This is a genomic window from Elstera litoralis, from assembly GCF_000963705.1.
GTDB classification, from domain to species: Bacteria; Pseudomonadota; Alphaproteobacteria; order Elsterales; family Elsteraceae; genus Elstera; species Elstera litoralis.
The window spans coordinates 1-927 of the sequence record NZ_LAJY01000796.1 but is presented as its reverse complement, the minus strand read 5'-3'; the positions used below and the strand labels follow the sequence as shown (position 1 = coordinate 927).

2 protein-coding genes are annotated in these 927 nt (G+C 56.5%); both read right to left on the bottom strand.

All coding sequences use genetic code 11. From position 1 onward, the window contains the following. Positions 1-352: HD domain-containing protein (locus VZ95_RS22550; protein ID WP_156995451.1), on the bottom strand; the 352-nt coding region annotated here is incomplete at its 3' end. A gap of 141 nt (positions 353-493) precedes the next feature. Then, on the bottom strand, positions 494-927 hold a 434-nt coding region (rpoZ, locus tag VZ95_RS19835), incomplete at its 5' end, for a DNA-directed RNA polymerase subunit omega (RefSeq protein WP_332308145.1).

Sequence of the window (927 nt, the reverse complement as noted above, 5' to 3'; positions counted from 1 at the left end):
TTTCCGCCTGTTTCGTTTGGTCCGACTGCAATTCGATGCGCGTCAGCTTGGTGACGCCATTCACCAGCCGCCCGATTTCCTTGCCGAAGGCTTTTTCAATATCGGCAAGCTTAACCTCCGTATCCTCGATCACATCGTGCAAAAGCGCGGTGACGATGGAGGCGGTGTCGAGCTTTAAGTTCGTCAGAATTCCCGCAACCTCAAGCGGGTGGGAGAAATAGGGGTCGCCATTGGCGCGGGTTTGCGCGCCGTGGGCTTTCAGCGCAAACACATAGGCGCGATTCAGCACATCCTCGTCCACATCGGGATCATAGGCCCGAACTCGGTCAACCAATTCGTACTGACGGATCATCGGCGCTGTGCGGCCCCCTCCACTCACTCTGATGATATGTTGACACGCAAAGCCGGGGCGGCAACTGACATTCTTGCCGTGACCAATAAAAAACGGCAGCCCCGCAGGACTGCCGTTAAAAAACCGAACCCGCTAAGGCGGTTAGATTTCGGCGTCTTCGTCCGCAACCACGGGCTCATCACCCTCGGCTTCGTCCACCTCGGTATCATCCGACGCGAGCACGTCGTTGACCGCCATATTGCGGGCGAGTTCCTGTTCGGATTGAATGAAATCGACGATTTCTTCTTCCGGTTCATCGGCCTCGAAAGTCTTCTGGTGGCCGCGCACCAACGAGTTCCGCAGAACTTCGTTATCCAGCTTTTCTTCGGCAATCTCGCGCAAGGCAATGACGGGGTTCTTGTCATTATCGCGCTCGATGGAAATCGGCATACCGCTGGCAATATCCCGCGCGCGCTGGGCGGCGAGCATCACCAGTTCAAACCGATTGGGAACCCTTTGAACGCAATCTTCAACGGTAACGCGGGCCATGATAATCCTTCGCGTAAAGCAAGCCACCCGGTAAGCCGGGGGGCGAA